The 22144-nt window shown below is 66.4% G+C and carries 22 protein-coding genes and 1 tRNA gene; 7 read left to right on the forward strand and 16 right to left on the reverse strand.

The genetic code is table 11. The features are described from left to right. Positions 1–24 precede the first annotated feature (24 nt). From LCM4577_RS04290 to LCM4577_RS04315, 6 genes are all read right to left on the reverse strand, one after another. Positions 25–849, reverse strand: coding sequence for an ATP-binding cassette domain-containing protein (locus LCM4577_RS04290; protein WP_071069775.1), 825 nt, complete (start codon positions 847–849; stop codon positions 25–27). Beyond that, positions 842–1720, reverse strand: a complete 879-nt coding sequence (locus LCM4577_RS04295) for an ABC transporter ATP-binding protein (RefSeq protein WP_071069777.1) — start codon at positions 1718–1720, stop codon at positions 842–844. Before LCM4577_RS04295 ends, LCM4577_RS04290 begins: the two co-directional genes overlap by 8 nt. Next, the gene (locus LCM4577_RS04300; RefSeq protein WP_041001491.1) at positions 1717–2565 is read right to left on the reverse strand and encodes an ABC transporter permease; all 849 of its coding nucleotides are present in this window, start codon (positions 2563–2565) and stop codon (positions 1717–1719) included. Before LCM4577_RS04300 ends, LCM4577_RS04295 begins: the two co-directional genes overlap by 4 nt. Beyond that, positions 2558–3565: an ABC transporter permease gene (locus LCM4577_RS04305; protein WP_071069779.1), complete on the reverse strand. Its 1008-nt coding sequence runs from the start codon at positions 3563–3565 to the stop codon at positions 2558–2560. Before LCM4577_RS04305 ends, LCM4577_RS04300 begins: the two co-directional genes overlap by 8 nt. Positions 3566–3757: 192 nt before the next feature. Further along, positions 3758–5287, reverse strand: coding sequence for an ABC transporter substrate-binding protein (locus tag LCM4577_RS04310; RefSeq protein WP_040986040.1), 1530 nt, complete (start codon positions 5285–5287; stop codon positions 3758–3760). A 95-nt stretch (positions 5288–5382) separates the two neighbouring features. Then, a complete protein-coding gene (locus tag LCM4577_RS04315) occupies positions 5383–6957 on the reverse strand; it encodes an NAD(P)/FAD-dependent oxidoreductase (protein WP_071069781.1) in 1575 nt (524 codons plus the stop codon). 119 nt (positions 6958–7076) lie between these two features. Between LCM4577_RS04315 and LCM4577_RS04320 the strand changes: the two genes are divergently transcribed. From LCM4577_RS04320 to LCM4577_RS04345, 6 genes are all read left to right on the forward strand, one after another. Then, the gene (locus LCM4577_RS04320) at positions 7077–7868 is read left to right on the forward strand and encodes a cyclase family protein (protein ID WP_041001497.1); all 792 of its coding nucleotides are present in this window, start codon (positions 7077–7079) and stop codon (positions 7866–7868) included. A gap of 16 nt (positions 7869–7884) precedes the next feature. Beyond that, a complete protein-coding gene (locus LCM4577_RS04325) occupies positions 7885–9456 on the forward strand; it encodes an NAD(P)/FAD-dependent oxidoreductase (RefSeq protein WP_071069782.1) in 1572 nt (523 codons plus the stop codon). Continuing rightward, positions 9456–9938, forward strand: a complete 483-nt coding sequence (locus tag LCM4577_RS04330; protein ID WP_071069784.1) for a MarR family winged helix-turn-helix transcriptional regulator — start codon at positions 9456–9458, stop codon at positions 9936–9938. The genes LCM4577_RS04325 and LCM4577_RS04330 overlap by 1 nt, the downstream gene beginning before the upstream one ends. A 60-nt stretch (positions 9939–9998) precedes the next feature. Beyond that, positions 9999–12152: an indolepyruvate ferredoxin oxidoreductase subunit alpha gene (locus LCM4577_RS04335; protein WP_071069786.1), complete on the forward strand. Its 2154-nt coding sequence runs from the start codon at positions 9999–10001 to the stop codon at positions 12150–12152. Beyond that, positions 12145–13728 carry an indolepyruvate oxidoreductase subunit beta family protein gene (locus tag LCM4577_RS04340; protein WP_071069788.1) on the forward strand — a complete coding sequence of 528 codons (1584 nt, stop codon included), beginning with the start codon at positions 12145–12147 and terminating at the stop codon, positions 13726–13728. Before LCM4577_RS04335 ends, LCM4577_RS04340 begins: the two co-directional genes overlap by 8 nt. Positions 13729–13814: 86 nt before the next feature. Beyond that, positions 13815–14084, forward strand: a complete 270-nt coding sequence (locus LCM4577_RS04345; RefSeq protein WP_071036322.1) for a GCG_CRPN prefix-to-repeats domain-containing protein — start codon at positions 13815–13817, stop codon at positions 14082–14084. A 53-nt stretch (positions 14085–14137) separates the two neighbouring features. Here LCM4577_RS04345 and LCM4577_RS04350 read toward each other — a convergent pair whose 3' ends face one another. The 10 genes from LCM4577_RS04350 to LCM4577_RS04395 form a co-directional block, all read right to left on the reverse strand. Continuing rightward, the gene (locus tag LCM4577_RS04350; protein WP_071069790.1) at positions 14138–15376 is read right to left on the reverse strand and encodes a DUF1501 domain-containing protein; all 1239 of its coding nucleotides are present in this window, start codon (positions 15374–15376) and stop codon (positions 14138–14140) included. Between the two features lie 20 nt (positions 15377–15396). Then, the gene (locus LCM4577_RS04355; RefSeq protein ID WP_071069792.1) at positions 15397–16854 is read right to left on the reverse strand and encodes a DUF1800 family protein; all 1458 of its coding nucleotides are present in this window, start codon (positions 16852–16854) and stop codon (positions 15397–15399) included. Between the two features lie 105 nt (positions 16855–16959). Then, positions 16960–17247, reverse strand: coding sequence for a GCG_CRPN prefix-to-repeats domain-containing protein (locus LCM4577_RS04360; protein ID WP_071036320.1), 288 nt, complete (start codon positions 17245–17247; stop codon positions 16960–16962). Positions 17248–17359: 112 nt separating this feature from the next. Beyond that, positions 17360–17803, reverse strand: a complete 444-nt coding sequence (locus tag LCM4577_RS04365) for a periplasmic heavy metal sensor (protein ID WP_071036319.1) — start codon at positions 17801–17803, stop codon at positions 17360–17362. Then, positions 17800–18249 carry a hypothetical protein gene (locus tag LCM4577_RS04370; protein ID WP_071069794.1) on the reverse strand — a complete coding sequence of 150 codons (450 nt, stop codon included), beginning with the start codon at positions 18247–18249 and terminating at the stop codon, positions 17800–17802. The genes LCM4577_RS04365 and LCM4577_RS04370 overlap by 4 nt, the downstream gene beginning before the upstream one ends. Before the next feature lie 74 nt (positions 18250–18323). Beyond that, the gene (locus LCM4577_RS04375) at positions 18324–18866 is read right to left on the reverse strand and encodes an RNA polymerase sigma factor (RefSeq protein WP_071036317.1); all 543 of its coding nucleotides are present in this window, start codon (positions 18864–18866) and stop codon (positions 18324–18326) included. Positions 18867–18911: 45 nt separating this feature from the next. Then, positions 18912–19340 (reverse strand): EF-hand domain-containing protein, encoded by a 429-nt coding sequence (locus tag LCM4577_RS04380; protein ID WP_071069796.1) that lies wholly within the window; start codon positions 19338–19340, stop codon positions 18912–18914. A 155-nt stretch (positions 19341–19495) separates the two neighbouring features. Further along, positions 19496–19684, reverse strand: a complete 189-nt coding sequence (locus LCM4577_RS04385; RefSeq protein WP_040986255.1) for a YodC family protein — start codon at positions 19682–19684, stop codon at positions 19496–19498. Between the two features lie 153 nt (positions 19685–19837). Further along, a complete protein-coding gene (locus tag LCM4577_RS04390) occupies positions 19838–20050 on the reverse strand; it encodes a hypothetical protein (protein ID WP_071069798.1) in 213 nt (70 codons plus the stop codon). Between the two features lie 358 nt (positions 20051–20408). Then, positions 20409–20484: transfer RNA gene (locus tag LCM4577_RS04395), tRNA-Thr, on the reverse strand. A gap of 337 nt (positions 20485–20821) precedes the next feature. On the opposite strand from LCM4577_RS04395, the gene LCM4577_RS04400 reads away from it, so the two are divergent. Beyond that, positions 20822–22018 (forward strand): hypothetical protein, encoded by a 1197-nt coding sequence (locus tag LCM4577_RS04400; RefSeq protein WP_071069800.1) that lies wholly within the window; start codon positions 20822–20824, stop codon positions 22016–22018. The last annotated feature ends 126 nt before the right edge of the window (positions 22019–22144 follow it).

The following is a 22144-nucleotide window of genomic DNA, read 5'->3' on the forward strand; positions in this document are numbered from 1 at the left end:
GGCGTGCGAATATCGAAACTCAATTCATGCTGGCACCTTCGGCCGCAGCCAGTCCGGATCGATCTCGGGGAGCGGAATGGCGGCGAGCAGGTCGCGCGTGTAGGCCTCCTTCGGGTTGTCGAACAGTGCGTCCGTGGCGCTGGCCTCCACGATCCTGCCCTCGCGCATGACGATGACCTGCTGGCAAAGCCGCCGGATCACCGAAAGGTCATGRCTGATGAAGGCGACCGTCAGGCCCATCTCGGCCGCCAGTTTCTCCAGCAGAGTCAGGATCTGCGCCTGCGTCGAGACGTCGAGGCCGGAGACGATCTCGTCGGCCAGCACGAATTTCGGCGACAGCGCGAGCGCCCGCGCGATGCCGACGCGCTGGCGCTGGCCGCCCGACAATTCGTGGCGGTAGCGGCTGGCGAAGCTCTGCGGCAGGCCGACGCGCTGCAAGGCTTCAGCAACACGCTCCTTCAGCCGGTCGCCCAGCCCGTTCTGCCTCAAGGGCGCGGCGATGATGTTGAAGATCGTATGGCGCGGATTGAGCGACGACATCGGGTCCTGGAAGATCATCTGCAAGTCGCGGCGCAGCGGCCTGAGCTCTCCCTCCGAAAGATGGCCGATGTCGCGCTCCTCGAAGCTGATCGAGCCGGCGCTCGGCTCGAGCAGCCTGACCAGCGAGCGTCCGAGCGTCGACTTGCCGGAACCGGATTCCCCGACGATGCCGGTGACCGATCCCTTGGGCAGGTCGAAATCGAGCCCTTTCAGGATTTCCGCCAGCGGCGCGCGGCCGATCAACGGCTTGCGCGTCATGTCGGGCAGCGCCACCTTCAGGCCCCGCACGGAAAACAGCGGCTCAGCCATGGCTTGGCCTCCAGTCCTTGTCGGCAGCCGCGATCTCAGTCGCCAATCCGGCAAGCACGCTCTCGTCCACCGGCTTCAGCGAGGCATACGGATCGGTGTAGCGCGGCGTCGCCGCGATCAGTGCTTTYGTGTAAGCGTGCTGCGGCGCCTCGAAGAGCTGCGCGGTCTCGGCCTCCTCGACCACCTTGCCGGCATAGAGCACCGACACTTTCTGGCTGATCTTGGCGACGACGCCGAGATCGTGGGTGACGAACAGGATCGCCGTGCCGTGGTCGCGCTGCAACTGCGCGATCAGCCGCAGGATCTGCTTCTGCACGGTCACGTCCAGCGCCGTCGTCGGCTCGTCGGCGACGATCAGCCTCGGCTCCGCCGCGAAGGCCGCCGCGATCAGCACGCGCTGCCGCATGCCGCCGGAGAGCTCGTGAGGATAGCTCTTCAGCACGCGCTCAGGATCGCGGATCTGCACCTCGTCGAGCAATTGGCGGATGCGTGTGTCGGCCCGCTCGCCGCTCCAGCCGAGGATGCGCACCAGCCGGTCGGTCATCTGCGCGCCGACGCGGCGCGACGGGTTGAGCGCGGTCAGCGGATCCTGCGGGATGAGCGCCGTGCGGGCACCGATCAAAGTGCGCCGCGCCTTGACATCGAGACGGCCGAGATCCTCGCCCTCGATCAGCATCTCGCCTTCGACGACCCGCACGCTTTTCGGCAGCACGCCGAGCACCGCCTTGCCGATCATCGTCTTGCCGGCGCCGCTTTCGCCGACCAGCGCGCGGACTTCACCCGGCTGGACTGTGAGCGAGACCGAGCGCAGCACGCGCTGGCCGTTGGGCAGCACGGCGCTGAGTTCGCGAATGTCGAGGCACGCGCTCATCGCAGCACCGGATCGAAACGCGCCTTCAGCGCTTCGCCGAACTGGCTGAAGGAAAGCACGGTGAGGATCAGCGTGATCAGCGGGAACACCAGCACCCACCAGGCCTGATGGATCGACAGCCGGCCCTCGGCGATGATGCTGCCCCAGGTCGGGTCGTCGGTCGAGATCGACAGGTTGACGAAGGAGAGGATCGCCTCGACGATCACGGCGATGCCCATTTCGAGCGACAGCAGCGCCACCACCGACGGCAGCACATTGGGCAGCACTTCACGCAGCATGATGCCGATGCGGCCATAGCCGGCGATGCGCGCGCTCTCGACATAATCCATGCGCGCCTGGCTCATCGCCTCGGCGCGGATCACCCGGCAGAAGCGCGTCCAGTCGATGATCGCGATGGCGAGGATCACGGAGCTGAGGCCCGTGCCCAGCACCGCGACCAGAAGGATCGCGAACAGCACTGGCGGGAAGGCCATCCAGACATCGACGACGCGCGAGATGATGCGGTCGGCCCAGCCCCCGAAATAGCCGGCGATCAGCCCCAATGCCGAACCGATGAGGCAGGCGGATGTCGCGGCGGCGAAGGCGACGATGAAGGCGATGCGTCCGCCGAAGATCAGCCGCGAGAGAAGATCGCGACCCAGGCTGTCGGTGCCCAGCCAATAGCCGGGCTCGGCGCCATCCAGCCAGAAGGGCGGCAGGCGCTCCAGCATCAGGTCCTGCGCCAGCGGGTCCTGCGGCGCGATCAGCGGCGCGAAGATCGCCGCGAGCAGCGCCAGCAGAAGCCAGCCGCCGGCCAGCCACAGCCGCGGGCTTGAGGCTCGTCGGGCGATGCGCGCCTCATCCATGACGCAGTCTCGGATTGAGCAGCGCATACATCATGTCGACGGCAAGGTTGATCAGCACGAAGAGCAGCGCGAACACCAGCACGATGCCCTGGATCAGCGGCAGGTCGCGGTTGATGACGGCGTCGATTGCCATGTTGCCGAGCCCCTCATAGGAAAACAGCCGCTCGACGATGACGGTGCCGCCGATGAGCAAGGTGAACTGCACGCCGACCAGCGTCAACGTCGGCAGCGCCGCATTCTTCAGCGCCTCGCGCAGGATCACCTGAGTTTCCGAAAAACCTTTCACCCGGGCGAGCACGACATAGTCGAGGTCCAGCACTTCCTTCAGCGACTGTTTCAAGAGCTGCGCGATGATCGCCGCCAGCGGCAGCGCCAAGGCAACGGCCGGCATCAGCATGTGCTTGATGAGGTCCCAGGTGAGGTCGAAGCGGAGTCTCAAGATACTCTCGACCAGATAGAACTGGGTGATGAAAGGCAGGTCCAGCTGCGGCGAGACGCGGCCGGAAATGTCGAAGACGGGCACCAGCACGCCGAAGAGCAGGATCAGCACCAGGCCCCAGAGGAAATCGGGGATGGAGAGTGTCGCGCCGCTGGCAATGTCGATGCCGGCTTCGAGCGCCGTGCCGCGTGAGCGCGCGCCGAGGATTGCTGCGGTGGCGCCGATCGCCACCGCCATCAGCAGTGCCACGGTCGCAAGCTCCAGCGTTGCCGGCAGCCGGTTGGAGACAAGGCCAAGCACGTCCTGGCGCAGCGATATCGAGGTGCCGAAATCGCCATGCAGCACGCCGGCGAGCCAGATGAAGAACTGCTGCACGATCGACTTGTCCAGCCCGTAGAGCGCACGCAGCCGCGCAATGTCGTCATTGCTGGCGCCGGGCGGCAGCATCATGGCGATCGGGTCGCCGGGCGCGACGCGGATGACGACGAAGACGACGATGGCGACGCCGAACAGCGTCACCAGCATCGTCAACAGACGAACGAAGAATCTCTGCAGCAGCATGCTCGCTGAGCCTAATGCACTCGGCCCCTCACCCGGCCTCCGCTTCGCTCGGCCGACCTCTCCCCGAGGGGAGAGGAGCTTGCCGGCGTTGCCCCAGTCTCTTCTCCCCAACGGGGAGAAGGTGGCCCGAAGGGCCGGATGAGGGGGCCTGCGACGTTGAAGGAGGCGCGCTAGCGCGCCTCCTCGATTCGGTCAGGCGGCCGGCGTCATCAGCGCCGGCAACAGCGCGCCGGACACGTGCTGCACGACATTGACCTTCTTCGAGTGCACGATCGGCTGCGCATACTGCATCAGCGGCAGCACATAAGCCTGCTCGGCGATGTACTTGTCGACGGCCTTCCAGCCGGCGATGCGCTTGGCCTCGTCCTTCTCGCCCCACAGCGGGTTGATCATGTCGATCAGGTCCTGGCTGTCCCACACCGAATGCGGGCTCGGGCCGTACATGGCAAAGCCCGTCGAGGTGGTCGGGTCGCCGATCGAGTTGCCCCAATTGTAGAAGGCGGCCGGCGCCAGCTTGTCGGCGGCGCGCAGCTCGTAGTGCTTGGCGATCTCGTAGACCTCGATTTTGGCCTCGATGCCGACCTTGCGCCACATGCCGACGATCGCCTGGATCATCTCATAGTCCTTGGGCTTGAAGCCCTTGGTCGTCTGTATCGTGAATTTCACCGGCTTTTCCGGCGAGTAGCCGGATGCGGCGAGCAGTTCCTTGGCCTTGTCCGGATTGTGCTCGACCTTGATCGACGGATCGAAGGCCGCGTATTCCGGCGTCTCCAGCGTTGCGATCGGCAGGCCGTAGCCGCGCAGCAAGCGCTTGACCAGAAGCTCCTTGTCCACCGCCATCACCGCCGCCTGGCGGACATTCTTGTCCAGCATCGCCTCGATGTCGTTGAAGAAGATCATGCCGATGTCGGAGACGTTCTTGATCGAGCCGGCCAGCCCGTCCTTGGCGATCAGCCGGTCATATTCCTCATAGGGGATTTCGAGCGTCACCTGCGAGGAGCCGGATTCGATCTCGGCAACGCGGCTCGCCGCGTCGGTGACGAATTTGATCGTCACATTCTCGAAGGCCGGCTTCGTGCCCCAGTAATGCGGGTTGGCCTTCAGCCGCAGGAAGGCGTTGCGCTCGAATTTGTCGACCATATACGGCCCGGTGCCGATCGGCGCCTTCTCGAAGCCTTCCGCGCCGACCTTCTCGTAGTAGGCCTTGGGCAGGATGTAGCCCGTCAGGAACGACATCCATTTGAAATAGACCGGGTCGAACTGCACGACGTCGCCGGTGATCTTGTTGCCGTCGATCTTGAAATTGTTGACGTTCTTCCAGACGAACTGGATCGGGTTGCCGGTCTTCTCGTCGCCGGCCCGCTGCAGCGACCACACCACGTCCTCCGCCGTGAAGGGCGAGCCGTCATGCCATTTCACGCCGTCGCGAACCGTCATCATCACCTTGGTGCGGTCGTCGTTCCAGCCCCATTCGGTGAGCAGGCCCGGCGTGAAGGAAAGGTCCGGCTTCTGGCCGATGATCTGGTCGAACACCGACTGATAGAGGCCCTGGATGGTCGGGTTGACGGCCGAGGGGCCGGTCGTCGGGTCCCAGGAGGGCAGGTTGACGTTGTAGGCGATGGTGAGTTCGTCCGCCGCCTTGGCCGCCCTCGGCAGGCCGAGCGTCGCGGCACCGATCGCCGCGGCGCCATACCCAAGCAAGTCACGTCTGTTGATGGTCATGGTCGTTCCCCTTGTTGGTTGTCATTTGTCCGCGCGGCGTTTTTTCATTCGGGTGGTGGGCAACCGCGCCTTGTCCATCCCGGAATCTCTTTGGCTCAACCTCCTCCCAGCTGTTGGGCGAGCATGAAGCCGGAGCCTGCGCCCGTCCCGGCGCCGGGCCATGTCGCGGCGCCGGTGAGGAAGAGGTTCGAGACCGGCGTGGTCCAGCGCGCGAAGCCGCGCGCCGGACGGAAGAGGAAATTCTGCGCCAGATGGTGGCTGCCGCAGACCTGGTCGCCGCCGACGAGGTTCGGGTTCTCGCGCTCGAGGTCGAGCGGCGAGAAGGTCGCGCGGCCAAGGATCTTGCTGCGCAGCCCGGGCGCATAGCTCTCGATGATATCGAGCACCCGTTCGGCATAGGCGTCCTTGACCGCGTCCCAGTGCGCCGGCGCGATCTTACCCGCGGCATCGCCGAGGATCTGCGCCGGCAGCATGCGCACCTGCACCCACAGCACATGCTTGCCTTGCGGGGCGCGCGACGGATCGACGGCCGTCGGCTGACCGACCACGAGCACGGGCTGATCGGGCAGCAGGCCGGCGATTGCCTGCTGGTAGACGCGCGACATGGCGTCGAGCGACGGCGCCAGATGCACATAGGCGAATTGCCGAAGCTCGGCGCCGGCGCTCCAGCCCGGTAGGTCGTCCATCGCCAGATGGATCATCATCGTGCCCGGCGCATGCCGGAATTTTTTCATCGCYGCGTCGAAGCCGGCGTCGCCCGAGCCATTGGGCAGCAGCTTGCCGKGGAGCGCTTTCGGCGCGACGCTGGCAATGACGGCCCTGGTCGCGACATGGGTTTCGCCGGATGCCAGCCTGACCCCGGTCGCCTTGCCGCCGGAAACCATGATCTCGGCGATTTCCGCGCCGGTCGTGATCTTGCCGCCGGCCGCCGTCACCATGCCGGCCAGGGCACGGATGATGGTGTCGGCGCCGCCCTTGCCCAGCACCATGCCGAAACTCTGGTTGGCCATCGATTCCAGATAGGGGAACACGGCGCCCCCGGCGATGTCGGGCGCGAAGTCGAGATGCATGCCCCAGGCCGCGAGCGTCGTGCGCACATGCGGCGTCTCGAAATTCTCCTCGAGCCACGCGCGCGGCGATGACAGCAGCAACCGAGCCGTGTCGAGCGCGCCAGCGATGCCCTTCTTGCGCCACAGGGTCCAGCCTGTACCGGCCAGCGCTCTTGCGCTCATCGGTGAACCCAGCAGGCGGAACAGGTGCTCGGCCTCGCCTGGGAAGGCGCCGACCAGCCTGCGCCATGCGGCTGCGTCCGCCGCTGAGAAGGCGGCCAGCCGCGACGCCGTCTTTTCGAGATCGTTGCTGACGCCGAACCATGTCCCGTCCGGGAAGGCGCTGGCGAAACAGTCGGCGACGGGCGCGAACTCCAGCCCGTGGCTTTTCAATTCATTTGCATATTTCCGGTGGAAGGCCGAGCCGGCGAACAGGCTCAAATTCATCGCGCCGAAATCGTGCCGGAAGCCGGGGAGCGTGTATTCGGCGGTCCGCACCGCGCCGCCGATCATCTCGCTGCGCTCGAAAATCGCTATTTTCCAGCCCTTGAGCGCCAAATGCGCGGCGCATGCCAGACTGTTGTGGCCCGCCCCGACAAAGATGGCGTCGAACTCGCTCACGCCCCGCCCCAAAATGCTTTATGCTTAAAGATAATTGCAGATGCATATGTTTTCGTCTAGTAGGTATATTAAGGGCCGCAACGAGCCTTGATCATCAGAGACAAGAGGGAACAAAGACCATGGATACGCAGAAACTCCTCGGCGAGGTCGCCGGCCAGTTGCTCTCGGGCGCCATCAAGGTGGTCGACCTGACGGCGCCGCTCGGACCGAACACGCCGCTGATCAAGCTGCCGCCGGAGCTCGCCGTCGACACGCCGAAGGTCGAGATCCATGAGATTTCCAAATACGACAAGAACGGTCCGTGGTGGGCCTGGAACTGGCTGAAGCTCGGCGAGCATTCGGGCACGCATTTCGACGCGCCGCAGCACTGGATCACCGGCAAGGACTATCCGGACGGCGCCACCGACACCATTCCGGCGCAGAATTTCATCGGCCCGGTCAACGTCATCGACTGCTCGGCGGAAGCCGCGGCGGACCACGATTTCCTGCTCACCGTCGACCACATCAAGGCCTGGGAAGCCAAGCACGGCGCCATCAATCCCGGCGAGTGGGTGGTGATGCGCACCGACTGGTACAAGCGTAACGGTTCGGAAGCCGAGTTCCTCAACGCCAACGAGACCGGCCCGCACACGCCCGGCCCGACGGCGGAAGCCATCCAGTTCCTGATCAGCAAGGATATCAAGGGCTGGGGTTCGGAGACGATCGGCACGGATGCCGGTAAAGCAGGAGGGATGGAGCCGCCGTTCCCGGCGCACACGCTGATGCACAAGGCCAACCGCTATGGCCTCGCCAGCCTGTGCAACCTCGACCAGCTGCCGCCGAAGGGTGCGATCCTGATCGCCGCTCCGCTCAAGATCGAGCGCGGCACCGGCAGCCCGATCCGCGCGCTGGCGCTGGTGCCTCGGGGTTAAAGCCAAGGCCACGACGATGAGCGACGTCGATCACATCATCGTCGGCAGCGGCATCAACGCCCTGGTCTGCGCGGCCATGCTTGGCGCCAAGGGCGCCAAGGTGCTCGTGCTCGAGCGCAACGACCGCATCGGCGGCTGCATGCGCACCGAGGAGGTCACTGCGCCCGGCTTCGTCCATGACGTGATGGCCACGACCTTCGTGCTGTTCATCACCTCGCCGGCTTTTGCCGCGCTCGGCAAGGACCTCGCGCGGCACGGGCTGGAGTTCTGCCACACCGCCACGCCGACAGGCGTGCTCACGCCCGACGGCAGCCATGCCGTCATAACCACCGACCGCCCAGCCAACATCGCGGCGCTGAACGCAATTGCCTCGGGCGATGGCGACCGTCACGGCACCGATGTCGGCGGCATCGAGCGCAATGCCGGGCTGCTGTTCGGCCTGCTCGGCGGCGCGCTCTGGTCCTATCCGACGACAAAGCTTATCGCCGGCGAGGCCTGGCGGCGCGGCCCGCGCGATCTTGCCGCCTTCATGGGTGAGGCGCTGGTGCCCGCGCGCGGCTGGCTGGAAACGACTTACGCGTCCGAACTCGTCCGCGCGCTCTGGGCGCCCTGGGTGCTGCATGCCGGGCTAGGCCCTGAAGACGCCTTTTCCGGCCAGATCGCCAGGGTCATCGCTTTCGCGCTGGAGGCGGCCGGCGCGCCGATCGTCAAGGGCGGCGCCAGGAACCTGCTCGCCGCCTTCGAGGCGCTGATCAAGGAACGCGGCGGCGAAATCCGCGTCAACGCCGATGCCGCCTCGATCGTTCAGACCGGCGGCCGCGCCACCGGCGTGCGTCTGGCCTCCGGTGAAACGCTGACAGTGGGAAAGAGCGTCATCTGCTCGGTCACGCCGACGCAGCTCTATGGCCGCCTGCTCGGCAAGGATGCGCCGGAGGTGGCAACAAAAGCCACGCAGTCCTATCGCTACGGCAAAGGCAACTTCCAGATCCACTACGCCCTGAACAAGCCGCCCGCATGGCGCGGCGAGGGCCTCGATAAGGTGGCGCTGCTGCATCTGACGCCGGGGCTCGACGGCGTCTCCAAAGCCTGCAACGAGGCGGTGCGCGGCCTGCTGCCGGAAATTCCGACCATCTGCGTCGGCCAGCCGCACGCGCTCGACCCGTCACGCTGCCCGGAGGGTAAGGCGATCCTGTGGCTGCAACTGCCCGAGGCACCGCGCGTTATCAAGGGCGATGCAGCGGGACAGTTGGAGACACCGGCCGACGGCCGCTGGAGCGACGCATTGCGCGAAGCCTATGCCGACCGCGTCGAGGCGATCCTTGCCAGCCACATCGAGGGTTTTCACGACACCATCATCGCGCGCCGCGCCTATTCGCCGGCCGATCTCGAAACGATGAACATCAATCTGGTCGGCGGCGATCCCTATGGCGGCTCGTCCACCATCGACCAATCCTTCCTGTGGCGGCCGTTCAAGGCGAGCCGCAACCACGAGACCGGCATCAAGGGCCTCTATCACATCGGCGCCTCGACCCATCCCGGCGCAGGCCTCGGCGGCGGCTCCGGCTTCCTTCTGGCGGGGAAGCTGTGATGGAACAGAAGCTCGCGGAAAGGCGCCAGCGCATCTCGACCCTCGGCCAGATCGGCCTGCAGCAATTCGCGCCCTATCTGATGAACCGCATCATGGGCCGCTACAACGCCACTTTGCGTGACGACTTCCGCAAGCAGGGCCTGACCATTTCGCAGGTGCGGACACTCGCCGTGCTCTCGGTTACCGACGGTGTCACCGTCAACGATCTCTCGGTCTACACGGTGATCGAGCAATCGACCTTGAGCCGCACGCTCGACACGCTCGAAGGCCAGGGCCTGGTGCGGCGCGAGCAGGGCGTCACCGACAGCCGCATCCGCCATGTGTTCCTGACCGACGACGGCCGAGCGCTCTTCACCCGCGCCTGGCCGGCCATGCACGACGCCTTCGAGGCGATGTTCGACGGTGTCGACGACGCCGAATATGCGGCGCTGATCGCGATCCTGCAGAAGATGCTGAAGAACATCCGCAAGCACGAGATTTGAGTTGATGTACGCGCCGCCCGCCCAAAGGCAACGGGAAGGCGGCAACGGAAGGAGGCAGAGATGGCCGAACGGTCTTTTGCCAAGGAAGTCGAGAAGCTGAGGCTTGGCGCCGGCGAGGAATTCGCGGGCGAAGGCATTCTCGCCATCACCAAGGCGCTGCTGCAATGCGGCGTCGGCTATGTCGGCGGCTACCAGGGCGCGCCGATCAGCCATCTGATGGATGTGCTGGCCGACGCGCAGGACATCCTGGGCGAGCTCGGCGTGCATTTCGAGGCGAGCGCTTCCGAAGCGACTGCCACCGCCATGCTGGCCGCGTCCGTGCACTACCCGATCCGCGGTGCCGCCACCTTCAAGTCGACCGTCGGCACCAATGTCGCTTCCGATGCCTTGGCCAATCTCGCGTCCGGGGGCGTCACCGGCGGCGCGCTGATCATCGTCGGCGAGGATTATGGCGAGGGCTCCTCCATCATGCAGGAGCGCAGCCACGCCTTCGCCATGAAGAGCCAGGTCTGGCTGCTCGACCCGCGTCCGAACCTGCCGTCGATCGTCAAGGCGGTCGAGGACGGCTTCGAGCTGTCGGAGGCCTCCAACACGCCGGTCATGCTGCAGGTGCRCATCCGCTGCTGCCACGTCCACGGTCACTTCACCGCCAAGGACAACAAGCGCCCGCCAATGTCTGTCGCCGATGCGCTGTCAGCGCCGCGCCGCGACACCGGCCGCATCGTGCTGCCGCCAGCCTCCTTCCTGCATGAGAAGGAGAAGGTCGCCAAGCGCTGGCCGGCGGCGGTCGATTTCATCAAGAGCCGCAAGATCAACGAGATGTTCGGCTCCGACCACGGCTCGGTCGGCATCGTCATGCAGGGCGGCATGTACAATTCCGTCATCCGCGCGTTGCAGCGGCTCGGCCTTGCCGACACCTATGGCGACACCGACGTGCCGCTCTATGTGCTGAACGCCGTCTACCCGCTGGTCGACGACGAGTTCCTCGCCTTCTGCGAGGGCAAGCAGGCGGTGCTGGTCGTCGAGGAAGGCCAGCCCAATTACATCGAGCAGGCCTTTGCCGCGATGCTGCACAAGGCCGGGCGCGGCACCAGGCTGGTCGGCAAGGAGCATCTGCCGATGGCCGGCGAATACACTGGACAGGTGATGCTCGACGGCATCGGCTCCTTCCTGCGCGCCAATGCCCCGCATCTTTTGCCGGGCGAAGTCCGCGCGCCGAACAAGCTGGGCGAGGGCGTCGATACCGCCGATCTCATCAATGTCGTGCCCGGCCGGCCGCCGGGCTTCTGCGTCGGCTGTCCGGAGCGGCCGATCTTCGCTGCGACGAAGCTGGTCGAGCAGGAGCTCGGCAAGCATCACATCGCTTCCGACATCGGCTGCCATCTGTTCTCGATCATGCCGCCCTTCGAGCTCGGCGCCACCACCATGGGCTACGGGCTCGGGCCGGCCTCCGCCTCCGCCTTCAATTCGCCGGAAGCAAAACGCCGCTCGATCTCCTTCGTCGGCGACGGCGGTTTCTGGCACAACGGCCTGACCTCCTCCATCGGCAACGCCGTCTTCAACAAAAATGACGGCGTCATCGTCATCGTCGACAATTTCTACTCGGCCGCCACCGGCGGCCAGGACATACTGTCGTCGCGCGCCAACAACCGCACCAAGTCGACGAAACATCCGATCGACGAAGCGGTGAAGGGCATGGGCGTCAAATGGCTGCGCCATATCGACCGCACCTATGATGTCAGCAAGATGCGCGACACGTTGCGCGACGCGCTGACCACCGAGGAGAAGGGGCCGAAGGTCATTGTCGCCTCGTCCGAATGCATGCTGAACCGCCAGCGCCGCGAGAAGCCGCTGGTCGACAAGGCGATCAAGGGTGGCGAGCGGGTGGTGAAGCCCAAGTTCGGCGTCGACGAGGACATCTGCACCGGCGACCACGCCTGCATGCGCCTCTCCGGCTGCCCGTCGCTGTCGGTGAAGACGCTCGACGATCCGCTGCGCGACGATCCGGTTGCCTCGATCGACCAGAACTGCGTCGGCTGCGGCAATTGCGGCGAGGTGGCGGATGCGGCCGTGCTCTGCCCGTCCTTCTACCGCGCCGATGTCGTCCACAATCCCGGCCGCTGGGACCGTTTCCTGGAGAGCGCGCGCCGTGCCGTGATCGGCCTTTTGCAGCGCCGCCGCGAAAGCCGCCGTTTGACGTTCGCCGATGCTTGACCAGGCTTCCCCCCTGCGCCCGAAGGCGGGCGCTTTAGATGACGAGCGGGTGATAAAACTCGCTGTGCTCGCCGTCGGCGGCCAGGGCGGCGGCGTGCTCGCCGACTGGATCACCGATGTCGCCGAACGCAACGGCTATATCGCGCAATCGACCTCCGTCGCCGGCGTCGCCCAGCGCACCGGCGCGACGATCTATTACATCGAGATGGCCCGCGACACCGGCCGGCTGCCGGTCTTTGCGCTGTCGCCGTCGCAGGGCGACGTCGATATCCTGATCGCCGCCGAGTTGATGGAGGCCGGCCGCGCCATCATCCGCGGCTTCGTCACGCCCGAGCGCACGACGCTGATCACCTCTTCGCATCGTATCGCCGCCGTCTCGGAAAAGATCGAGCCGGGTGACGGCCGCGCCTCGTCGGAGAAGGTCCACGCGACAGCGCAGGCAGCAGCAAAGCGCTTCATCGCTTTCGACATGGAAAAGATCGCCGCCGACAACGGCACGATGATATCCGCCAGCCTGCTCGGCGCGCTGGCTGGTGCCGACGCGCTGCCCTTCACTCGCGAAAGCTACGAGCAGGCGATCGGCGCCGGCGGCCGTGGCGTCAAGGCGAGTCTCGCAGCCTTCGGCGCCGCATGCGACCGCGCGCGCGGCATCGCGGCAGCTTCGGCCGGCGAGAAGGCGGCGGAACCTGCCGCTGCCGAACCCAAGTCGACGGCGAAGGTCAGCGGCCCCGAAACCCTGCTGAAAGGCTGGCAGGAGCTTGCTGCCCGCGTCGCAGCACTGCCGGAGCCGCTGCGCGACATGGCCGAACGCGGCCTGAGAAAGGTCGTCGATTACCAGGACATCGCCTATGGCGGCGAATATCTCGACCGGCTGGATAAGGCCGTCGCGCTCGACAATGCGGAGCGCGGCTATGCGCTGTCGATCGCCGCGGCAAAGCATCTCGCCAACGCCATGTGCTACGACGACATGATCCGCGTCGCTGACCTCAAGACGCGTTCGACCCGCGACAGGCGCGTGCGCAGGGAAGTCGGGGTCAAGGAAGGCTCGGTCCTGCAGGTCACAGAGTATTTCCATCCGCGCATCGAGGAATTCTGCGGCACGCTGCCGGCGGGGCTGGGCAGCTACATCGAGAGCCGGCCCAGGCTCGCCGCCTTCCTCGACCGCCGCATCAATCGCGGCCGCCATATCCGCACCGACAGTTTCACCGGTTTCGCCATGCTGTGGCTCATCGGCGGCCTGCGTCGCTGGCGCCGCCGCCTGCTACGCCACAAGGTAGAGCTTGAGCATCTGGAGCGTTGGTACGGCCTAGCGCTCGGCTATGCTCGCCAAGACTACGCTTTGGCCGCCGAAGTCCTGAACTGCCGCCGCCTGATCAAGGGCTACAGCGACACCCATGCCCGCGCCCAGTCGAAATTCGACCGGGTGCTCTCGGCTTTGCSGATGCTCGAAGGACGCGACGATGCAGCCGACTGGATCCGCCGTCTGCGCGAGGCGGCTCTCAAGGACGAGAAGGGCGACATGCTGGGCGGCGCGCTGAAGACGGTGGCGACGCTCAATGAAGGCGTTGCTCGCTAACGAAGATGTGATCCGCACCGCTCCGACGGAATTCGGCCCGGTCCTCCGTTTCACGGAGGTAGGGATGAATTACGGAGACGAACCTTATGCTCACCAAGTATTTCCTGCCCATCGCCTTGGCCGCCGGTACATTGATGCTGTCCGGCGCCGGCTCGCAGGCTATGCCGCTTGTCAAGCCGAGCGCCGCGCCGCTGCCCATCGAAACCGTCGGCTGGCGCTGCGGCCCCGGCTGGCACATGAATCGTTGGGGCAGATGCGTGCCGAACGGCCGGGTGATCATCCGCCCGATGCATGTGCGCCATTGGCACCCCGGCTTCTGGTCTCACGGCCGCTGGCACCCCGGTTTTTGGAGCTGATGCTCCATCGAGGGGATCGACGCCCGCGCCGACAACGGCGCGGGCGTTTTCGTTCACCCTACCAGATCCCGCATCGGCTTCACCGCCGCCGACTCCGGAAACACCTTGTCGCCAAGCACCGCCGCCGACAGACCGAACTGATCCGCCAGCAATCCCTTCAGCACCGCGCGCACATCGCTGGTCGGCGCGAGGTCGCGGCCTTCGTAGAGTTGCGCCGGCTTCAGTCCCGGCCAGTCGGCGATGACGCGGCCGCCCTTGATCGCGCCGCCGGCGAGCAGCACCACCGTGCCGGTGCCGTGGTCGGTGCCGACGGTGCCGTTGATGCGCGCCGTGCGGCCGAACTCGGTAATGGCGACCACCGCCGTGTCCTGCCAGCGCCCGCCCAGCCCCTTCTCGAATTCCTCGAAGGCGCCGTCGAGGCCGCCGAGCAGATTGGCGAGCCGGCCGGTGGCGCCGCCTTCGTTGACATGCGTGTCCCAGCCGTCGAAGGCGAGCGCTGCGATGCGCGGCCCGTCGTCGGCCGCCATCAGCCTCGCCGCGCCCTGCGCCGACTGCCGCATGCCTGCGGCATTGTCGAGGCCGCCTTTCGGTTTCATGGTCTTGCCGTCAAGCTGATCGCCCAGCGCCATCCGATCGGCATCGAGCCCTTTCTGCAGTGCTGCCGCCAGCACCGGATCGCGGTGGTTGTAGAGGTCGAGCACGCGCTCCGCCAAGGCATCCCCGGGCGTCGGCAGGGCCTGCGGCGCCCAGCCGAGCACGGGGGCGCCACCGCGGATCACCAGCGGCGTCGAAGGCCCGACCGCCAGCCCGCCGAGCTTAGCCACGCGCTCGCCCGCCGGCAGGCTGGCCAAGGCCCGGTTGAGCCAGCCGGTGGTGGCGTTGCCGGGACCCGGAAGGCCGCTTTCCAGCACGTCCTGGCCGTCGAAATGCGAGCGGTCGCGATAGCCGGTCGCCGCCGCATGCACCACCGCCGCCTGGCCGGCCTTGAACAGGCGCGCAAACACCGGCATCGCCGGGTTGACGGCGAAGAAACCGTCGAGCGGCAATGCCGGGTTGGCGCCTGAGAGCGAAAGCGCGATGTCGCCATGCAGGCCGGCATAGTCTGGATCGCCGACCGGCCCGACGGTCGACAATCCGTCCAGCGCGCCACGCAGCACGATGACGATCAGGCGCGGGTCACTCTTGTCGGCCGCGCGCGCGAAGCGCGGCAGATAGGCCCAGGCAAACAGTGCGCCGCCGCTCATCAGCACCGCGCGGCGGGAGAGGCTGGGGGTTTCGCAAAGAAGGCTCATGGCCATATCTCCGTGTTGGATCACCGGCGTTGGAATTCCGGCGCCATCAACAGCAGCGCCAGGCCCTGCTGCTTGGACTCGGCGCGCGAGATCGCCTGCCGCGTCTCGGCCGAGACGGATGTGCCGATCAGCGACGCCAGCGTCTCGTCGGGATCGCCGATGTCGTCCGCCTGCTTCGCGGCCTGCCAGGCGATGTCCAGGCGCGTCTTCAGACCCTCGGCGGAGGCCCATGCGTCAGTCAGGTCGGAAAAGCCGTTCGGCCCCGGCGGCTGCCACAGAGGTTCGCCGAGCACGCTTAGCCAGCGGAGCGACCGCTGCGGTTCGTTGCCGGCGCTGGCGCCGACCGCCCGCCGCAGCGCCACGACATAGTCCAATGGCGAGCGCAGCTTGGTCAGCGGCGTCGACCAGGCCTCGGGCATGTCGATCAGCGTCAAGGCGATCGAGCGCAGGTCGCCGTCGGTCCGGCTGAAGACCGTAGCCAGACGGGCGACCGCCGCCGGCGGCGGATCGTCCGCGATGAAATGGCGGGCAAGCTTGCTGGCGATGTGCTGCGCCGTGGCCGGATGGCGGGCAATATCGTTGAGCGCGGCCTCCGCCTGATCCATGCCGCCGTCGGGATAGGTCTTGCCGAGCAGCACCGCCTGGCCCGGCTGGTGCGCATTGGCGTTGAAGACGAAGCTTCCCGGCTCACCCAGCTGCCCTTCGCGTCCGGCCATTGTCCAGCCGGTCAGCATGCCGGCGAAGCTGGTGACGTCGGCCTGGGCATAGCCGCTGCCGACGCCCAGCGTGTGCAGCTCCAGGATCTCGCGGGCGAGGTTCTCGTTGAGGCCGCGGCCGCGCCGCTTGCCGGCGCGGGAATCGGGGCCGATGGACTGCTGGTTGTCGAGATAGAACAGCATGGCCGGGTGGTGCTCGACGGCCAAAAGCATGTCGGCGAAGCGGCCAAGCACGAAGGGCCGGATCGCCTCGCGCTCGAAGGCGCCGGCGCAGGCCCGCACGACCGGCGCCTTGGCGACGGAGACGCAGAAATGGTTCGACCAGAAGCCGACAAGCCGTTCCACGAAACCGGGCGTCGCGGCGAGCGCCTTGTCGAAACGGGCCTGCGCTTCGTCGCGATAGATATCGGCCTCGACACGTGGCACCGCGGGTTTGGCCTTTGTAACGACCGGGCCGGCTGGATCATCCGCTGCCATCGGCTGCATGGCGGCCGACGCCTTCTCATAGCGTGCCGCCTTGCGCTCCATGGCTGCCGCCATGCTGGCCTGGATCGCCGCCGTGCTGTCCAGCAGCCCGGCATTCCGCGGGTCGTCGGGGGAAATGAGTGCGATGTCCTGCTGCTTGAGCTCGGCCTTGAGATAGCCGCGCGGATCGGCGGCGATCTTGCCGAGATCATCACCGGGTTTTGCGCCGAGGCCGAAGCGGTTGAGCGCGACCAGGGCCGGATCCGGCGAGGCGGAGTTTGAAACGGGTGCGGCCAACGAAGCCTCCGTCCGAAGCCGATGCAAATCGTGTCGGTCGACATGTTCCATGAGCGCAAGAGCGCTCACCACGCCGGCCGCAGCACCGGCGCCATGAGCGGGTCATCACCAGCGGCGCCAGTGGTGCCAGCGATGGTAAGGATGCCAGACCGGACCGATATAGACGCGCGGTCCGCCCCAGTAATAATAGCCGGGATAGATCACGCGGCGGTTGCGCACGCAGCGGCCCCAATAGTTGGGATGCCAGCCCGGACCGCAGCCCCAGGCGACGGGCTCTATCATTGCAGGCGCCGGCGCGACCGGCGCGACCGCCATGGCCGAGGCGGCGCTTGCCGCGACCGTTCCGCCGATGGCGAGCGCGGCCGCGAGCGAATATTTCGTCAGACTGTTCATGGGATACTCCCGAAGGTTCCGAGGTTGAAGAGAACCTGCCCGCCGCCAAAGGCGGTCACAGGTCTGTCCCTCTTTCCCTTGAACGGGGCGCGCCCGCTCTTTCCGTCGCCGCCTATGGCGATTTTTTTGCAGGCGGCGGCGGCCTGCCGGCGCGCCGAAGCAGCGCGTCCGCCAGCAGCTTCCGGTCCTCCGGCGATCCCGATGCAGCGAATTTGATGATGCGCTGTTCCAGCCGCGTGCGGACGGTGACATCGGCATTGCGCGCCCGCTCGAGCGCCGCGGCAAGCGCGTTGCTGTCAAGGGTCGGCTGCTGCAGCAGGTTCGCCGCCTCGCGCCGGGCGGCCTGTCCGTCGAGGACCACGTCACGGGACTCGCGGCGCACCTCGCGCAGCGCCTGGCGGAAGATCTTGCGGTCGGCGGCAGGCAGCCGGCCGCCCGCCGATTCCAGCGAAAAGCCCGGATTGGATTTGCCAATCATCCAGCCGGCACCGCCGGCCACCGCGCCGATCAAAAAGACATTGAGCACCAGGGATGCCGCGACGAGACGGGGGTTCATAGATCCTCCTCGGCCTGGTCGGCATCGGGTCCGGCGTCGCCGAAAGATGTCGCATTGGCGTCCATCACATAATGATCGGGTTGGATATCCGGGGCAACGACGGTCRCCAGCGCCAGCCCGGCCACGGCCCCGGCGAGCCCAACGCCCGCAAGTCCGAAGCCCAGCCACCAGAACCGGCGGCGGCGCTCCTGCCTGACCTCGGTCGCGGCGCGGGCGACGATCGCGTGATACAGCGCCGGGCTGGGTGCTTCGACGCGATGCCGGTCGAGCATGGCGTCGAGCCTGCCGGCGCGCCGCAGGATGGCGCGGCCCTCGTCGGTCCCGGCAAACAGCATGGCGGCGGCCTGTTCGGCCGGCGGCCAGCGGTGCAAGGCGCTTCCATAGGCATCCGCCAGCGCGGCGAAGCGCCCGGCATCCATCGGCCCGTTCGTGGTTTTCTCAGCCATCTCGTTCCCCCTTCCGCCGTTTTGACATGGCCCCCCACGTCCTTGCCCGCGAAGCCGGCAATGCCCTTGCTGTCTCAGTCATTGCCATCGTCTCCAACGAGCATGGCCTGCAACGTGCGACGACCCCGCGCGAGCAGGCTTTCCAGCGCATCGACGCTGACCTGCATGGCGCCGGCGGCCTCGATGTTGGACAACTCCTGATAATACACCAGCACGATCGCCTCGCGCTGGCGCGGCGCGATGCGCAGCAAGGCCTGGCTGACCCTGCGCTCTTCGTCGCCAGGCATTGCATCGGGAAGCGGTGCGTCATCGGCCACCTCCGGCAGCTCGTCCGTCGTCCATTCGCGCCGGCGCCGCAGCCGGTCGTAGCAGAGGTTGAGCGCCACCCGGTGGATCCAGGTGTCGAAGCGCGCCTGCCCCTGGCGCCAGCCCGAGGCGTGGCGCCAGATGCGCACGAAAGTCTCCTGGGCGACGTCCTCGGCCTCCGCCGCGTCGCCGAGCATCCTTGTGGCCAAGGCCAGGATGCGCGGCAGCTTGCGCGCCACCATCGCCTGCACGGCTACCGCGTCGCCGGCGCCGATGCGGCGTACCAGTTCCTCGTCCGGATCGGCGCCCATCAATCGGGGCGCTCGCGACTGTCATTGTGCGGCATAACCTCTTGGTCATTGCTCCTGCTTGGGAGCGGATTTGTGGCCCGGCCTCTCGTCGGCGCCAAGCACGCCGTCGCCATTCTTGTCGAGCCTGGCGAAGCGCTTGGCCAGCAGGGCGTCGAGCTCGCCCTTGTCGACGAAGCCGTCCTTGTTTGCATCCATGCGCGCAAAGGATTTGGCCGGATCGCCCTTGGCCTTGCGCGCGGTCTGGAAAGCGGTCCATTCGGCGGGRCTGACCTTGCCGTCATTGTCGGTGTCGGCCCGCATGAACGCCTTTTCCCGGCGCGCCTCGAATTTTTCCAGCATCAGGCCCGATTTGGTTTGGTCAGCTTTGGCGGCAGTCGAGCTGTCCGGCGTCGTCTGCGCGGGGGCAGGGGTTGTCGTCTGGGCGACCGCGACAGCGGTCTGCAAGCCAAGGGCTACGGCGAATAGGCGGATCATGCTCTCGTCTCCGGTTGGGCGCGGCCATTGGYGGCCACGCTTCAGCCATTGAACGCGGCGACGAGCAAAATCCGTCGGTCCTTTTTCGACCGGACAGAAATCCCCGGGATCGGGCGCGGCCGAACCGGAGGATTTCCAGGGCCAGAAGGCGACGACTATCTCGGCTGGTCGACGACCACTAACTGGTCCGGCTTGAAGCCTGCATGCTGCGGCGTCCAGACGTCGCCCTCGCGGTTGAACCAGTGGCACAGATACGTGCCGGAAGCCGCACCGTCGCTGACGGTCATTTCCGGGCCCCCGGATTTCAGCCTGACGACGTCTCCGGTCTTGAAACTATTGGGCATTTCGACCTCCCATGCTGACACAGGGAGTTTCCCACCAACATCGATTCCCGACAATGGCCGAGATGCGCATGTTAAGTGGTGCAGGACGGGAAGCCGTGGCCCGGATCATGCCGGGCTTTGGCGCCGAAACGAGTGGCCGATCGCTCCTTCGGTTCAATCGGTGTCGCGCGGGGGAGCGGCCGGCTGCGCCGATTGGCTGTCTTCTCTAGCCGGGCGGACGGTCATGGACATTTCATCGGGCCACAATGCCTGGGCCTTCGTCACCGCCGCCAAAAGATTGTCCGCCTCGACGCTTCCGATTTCAGTCAGAAGCGGGTTGCTGCCTCCTGCCTCGAAATCGACGTGATAGACCGTCCAACGCCTCATTGCAGTTCCGACAATTTGCGTCTTCGCACGGGCACGCGGATGGAAGCCCGGCTCGCTTTTTGTGGGTAGGCTTTTGAGGTCCGCAAGCCGGGCATGCGCCGACCGATGGGCGGGGGGCTTGGGGTTATCAGCCGGCGCGATCGCGAGACTGTCTGATTTGCCCGCTAGCTCACAATCGACCGAGGTCCATCCTGCCGGGCGCATTGGTCTGAAAGAACCAAAGATATAGCCCCTTATTCCGTTGGGGCAGATTGCCTCCGCCGGTGATCTTTTGTCACCTGGCCCCATTGCCTATGGTTCACGGGCAGGCCGCTCAAGGCTCGGCCTCCGGTAACGGCTTGGTTCTCGTGGAGAAATTTGGTGCCGCTTGCGTGACTCGAACACGCGACCCCATCATTACGAATGATGTGCTCTACCAACTGAGCTAAAGCGGCCCGGGAAGCGTCAGGCTTCCAGAATGGGCTGCGTGATAGACTCAACCGCTCGCTAATTCAAGATGGGCAGCGGTGAATTCCGGCCTCGCCGGCGGCAATTCCGATCTACGGTTACCGCGCGACGGGGTGAGGCGCGGCCCGCGGCGGCGTGCGGGCCGGCTGTCCTTCGCGCCCGGCTGGCCGGCGCGGCCGTGCCGGCGGTGACGAAAAATGTTGATTCTTCAACAAAAAATGCCGAAATGACTTTGGCCGGCAAGGCAGCCGCTCGCCGTTGATTGATTGGTCGTCCGCGGCTAACGATCAGACAACCGGGAGCGAACGCGCAGAGGGAGCTCGCTTGGACCCCATCGAGAAAGCGATCCGCAATGCCTTCGAGAAAGGCAATGCCGAGGACCGGGCGTTCCGCGAGAAGGTCTATCGATCGGCCTTTGCCGCGCTCGACCGCGTTCTGCAGGCCAATCCGAACGTCACCGTCGAGGCCGCCATCGGCCGCCGCAAGGCGGTGCAGGCCAAGATCACCGAGATCGAATCGGAGTTCCTGCCGGCCGTCCCCGATGTGACGCTGCCGCCGGAAAACATTGCGCCGGCCGGCAATCGCGCGCCGGATCCCCGCGTCGAGGCGCCGGCCGTCTCGGCCGCGCCGTCGGTCGACGCGCCACGGCCGCCGTCGCAATCAGCACCCTCGCCCTCGATCACCGTCGACGGCCCGGTGCAGCCCGATGCCTCGGATCAGCCGCGGTCTCGCGTGCTGCCGCGTGTGCCCGACATCATGCCGGACGAGACGGCGCTTCCGGACGCGCCGACGCTCGATGATTCGCCGGGCGCTCCCGTCGGCAATGGCGCCCAGGTCGCGCCCGACCGCGACGAGCGGCGGATCAGGGGCCGGCGCCTGCCGCTCACCGCGATCTTCGTCGTGGCGACGCTGCTCGCGGCCGCCGGCATCGGCCTCTATTTCGCCAAGCAGAACGGGGTCTTCAAGACGGCAGCCGAGCTCGACACCGGCCCGCCGGAACCGACGCCGACGCTGGACGACGAGGACTCCTCGCAGCCGACCGAGCCCGGCTCGCCGCAGAAGCCGGGCGAGGCGGACCAGTCGAAGAACTGGATCAACGTCTTCTCGCCCGCCGATCCGACCCATGTCAGCGCGCCTTCCGATGCCGCCGCCGAGGTGATGAAGGACGATACCGGCCAGTTCCTGCGCATCCGCTCGGGCGCGTCCGGTTCGGCCATCGCCTTCGATGTCGGCCAGGGCGTGCTGGWGAAGCTTGCCGGCAAGCATGCCATGTTCGACATCGTCGCCCGCTCGGAAGAAGGCAAGGAGACGCAGATCTCGGTCGACTGCAATTTCGGCGATTTCGGCGATTGCGGCCGCAAGCGCTATGCGGTCGGCCACGAGCGTAACGAATATCTGTTCGACGTGCAGTTCCCCGACAAGCACCCCGGCGCGGCCGGCACCATCGCCGTCAATTCCGACTTCGACCAGAAKGGCAAGTCGGTCGATATTTACGAGATCCGCGTCTCGATCGCGCAGTGATCGCGCCTTTACCTGTCGACGCAGGCGCAGCACCCCACCCGGCGCTTCGCGCCGACCTCCCCATCAAGGGGAGGTAGGGGTTGGCGCTACGCCCTACCTCCCCTTGATGGGGAGGTCGCGCCGAAG

It is taken from the genome of Mesorhizobium sp. LCM 4577 (assembly GCF_001854795.2).
Classification (GTDB): Bacteria; Pseudomonadota; Alphaproteobacteria; order Rhizobiales; family Rhizobiaceae; genus Mesorhizobium; species Mesorhizobium plurifarium.

Bases quoted from the DNA above. Each gene is read 5' to 3' on its own strand.
- LCM4577_RS04300 (WP_041001491.1), bottom strand. From the start codon at position 2,565: ATGGATGAGGCGCGCATCGCCCGACGAGCCTCAAGCCCGCGGCTGTGG.
- LCM4577_RS04305 (WP_071069779.1), bottom strand. From the start codon at position 3,565: ATGCTGCTGCAGAGATTCTTCGTTCGTCTGTTGACGATGCTGGTGACG.
- LCM4577_RS04310 (WP_040986040.1), bottom strand. From the start codon at position 5,287: ATGACCATCAACAGACGTGACTTGCTTGGGTATGGCGCCGCGGCGATC.
- LCM4577_RS04320 (WP_041001497.1), top strand. From the start codon at position 7,077: ATGGATACGCAGAAACTCCTCGGCGAGGTCGCCGGCCAGTTGCTCTCG.
- LCM4577_RS04325 (WP_071069782.1), top strand. From the start codon at position 7,885: ATGAGCGACGTCGATCACATCATCGTCGGCAGCGGCATCAACGCCCTG.
- LCM4577_RS04330 (WP_071069784.1), top strand. From the start codon at position 9,456: ATGGAACAGAAGCTCGCGGAAAGGCGCCAGCGCATCTCGACCCTCGGC.
- LCM4577_RS04345 (WP_071036322.1), top strand. From the start codon at position 13,815: ATGCTCACCAAGTATTTCCTGCCCATCGCCTTGGCCGCCGGTACATTG.
- LCM4577_RS04350 (WP_071069790.1), bottom strand. From the start codon at position 15,376: ATGAGCCTTCTTTGCGAAACCCCCAGCCTCTCCCGCCGCGCGGTGCTG.
- LCM4577_RS04360 (WP_071036320.1), bottom strand. From the start codon at position 17,247: ATGAACAGTCTGACGAAATATTCGCTCGCGGCCGCGCTCGCCATCGGC.
- LCM4577_RS04365 (WP_071036319.1), bottom strand. From the start codon at position 17,803: ATGAACCCCCGTCTCGTCGCGGCATCCCTGGTGCTCAATGTCTTTTTG.
- LCM4577_RS04375 (WP_071036317.1), bottom strand. From the start codon at position 18,866: ATGGGCGCCGATCCGGACGAGGAACTGGTACGCCGCATCGGCGCCGGC.
- LCM4577_RS04385 (WP_040986255.1), bottom strand. From the start codon at position 19,684: ATGCCCAATAGTTTCAAGACCGGAGACGTCGTCAGGCTGAAATCCGGG.
- LCM4577_RS04390 (WP_071069798.1), bottom strand. From the start codon at position 20,050: ATGAGGCGTTGGACGGTCTATCACGTCGATTTCGAGGCAGGAGGCAGC.